This is a genomic window from Moorena sp. SIO3I6, from assembly GCF_010672095.1.
The window spans coordinates 1-1,783 of the sequence record NZ_JAAHHU010001019.1; the positions used below are offsets into that span (position 1 = coordinate 1).

The 1,783-nt window shown below is 45.5% G+C and carries 1 protein-coding gene; it reads left to right on the plus strand.

Going from position 1 to position 1,783, the window contains the following annotated elements; genetic code table 11:
• The first annotated feature begins 90 nt into the window (after positions 1 to 90).
• A complete protein-coding gene (locus F6K49_RS45600; protein WP_293030559.1) occupies positions 91 to 1,737 on the plus strand; it encodes a transposase in 1,647 nt (548 codons plus the stop codon).
• Positions 1,738 to 1,783 lie beyond the last annotated feature (46 nt).

A 1,783-nucleotide genomic window follows, 5' to 3' on the forward strand; every position in this document is an offset into this window, starting at 1 on the left:
GTAACTTCTCAATAACCGCTGTGGGGTGAAAGAGATAGGTATAGAGTTAGCCCCCTTGTCAAGAGTGCATAAATCTGGTTAAACAAAGGTATGCTAGAAAACTCTGTGCAAGTAAAAAATGAGCAACTCAGCGACCTTCATGAGGTCGAGGAGCTGCGTGCGCTTGTCAGACAACAGGCTGAAACGATAGCAGAACTAGCCAAGCACAATCAAGAGTTAAGCAAGCGCATCCGTGAATTGGAGGAAGAGTTACGAGCGAAAAAGAAACTGAATAAAAAACCCCAACTCAGTGCGAGTAAGCTCAATCAAGGGAAGCAGCTAGAACTTAAGCAAAGGAAAGGTAAACGTCCGGGTTCAGCTAAACGGAGTAAGAAAGATAGCTTCGTGGTGGACACCGAATGGAAAATAGAACCCTCTCAACTGCCAGTTGGGGCAAAATTTAATGGATACCGAGAATATGATGTTCAAGAACTTCGCATAGAAAGAAATAACATCCGCTTCTTGTTAGCCGAATATGTGTTACCAGGTGGAGGGGTAATTAGTGCTCAATTACCGCCACAGTATCAGAATACAGGACATTATGGCCCGCAACTAGTGGGATATATCTTGCACCAGTACTATCACAATCGAGTGACGCAACCTTTGATTCATGAGCAGCTACTGGAATGGGGTATCGAGATATCGGTTGGTCAAATCAATTCTATCCTCAGCGCAAAAATAGATGTGTTTCACACTGAACAGGCATCGGTTTTAGGGGCAGGATTAGAATGCTCAGAGTATGTTCACACCGATGATACCGGAGCACGACACAGTGGGAAGAACGGGTATTGCACGGTGATTGGTAATGAATGGTTTACTTTCTTTGCGAGCACCCCCCAGAAGACTCGACGCAACTTCTTATCGGTATTACAAGGCAATGCCCCGATTTATGTACTCAATCAGGATGCCCACCAATATTTAGCTTCCTATAAGTTAGCCGACAAGCATATGAACCGATTGAGTTTTGGTTCAACGGTGCTAGGGAATAGCCCTGAGCAATGGCAGGACTATTTAGACTCTATTGGCATTGTGCAGACCAAAGTAGCACAGAGGGTCACCGAAGCCGCTCTGCTGGGTGGATTAATCGAGAGTGGCATTAACCGAAAATTGCTGATTCTCTCAGATGGAGCCAGACAGTTCAATATTCTCATTCATGGGTTGTGTTGGGTTCATGCTGAACGAATCATCCGCAAATTAGAGGGGAGTACCGCTGAATTTCGAAACAACATTGAGGAAGTCCAAAGCCTTCTATGGGAGTACTACCAACAGTTAAAAGCCTATCAAGATCACCCGAGTGCCGACCAACAAGAGTACCTATCTGCTCGGTTTGATGAAATCTTTGGTCGGTGTTATCTGCACCACCCCACTCTGAGCAACGCATTGAACCAATTTAGACAAAACAAGGAGCAATTGCTTCGGGTGCTCGACAAACCCAATATCCCTTTGCACAATAATGCCGCCGAATCTGACATCAGAGAATTTGTGACCCGTCGAAAAATCAGTGGTGGCACTCGCTCTGAGGCCGGACTTCAAGCCAGAGATACCATGATTGGTCTGAAAAAGACCTGTCGCAAATTAGGGATTTGTTTTTGGGCGTATTTACTGTCCCGCTTGCGAGGGGATGACAAAATCCCCCCCTTACCAGATTTGATTCGACAAAAGGCTATAGAGCATCGACTGGTGGGTAGCCCTGCCTGATAAATTGCTGATCCAATTTGTCAACCAGCGGTTATTGAGAAATTGC

Excerpts from the sequence above, each read along its gene's own strand:
- F6K49_RS45600 (WP_293030559.1), top strand. The coding sequence starts at position 91 with ATGCTAGAAAACTCTGTGCAAGTAAAAAATGAGCAACTCAGCGACCTT.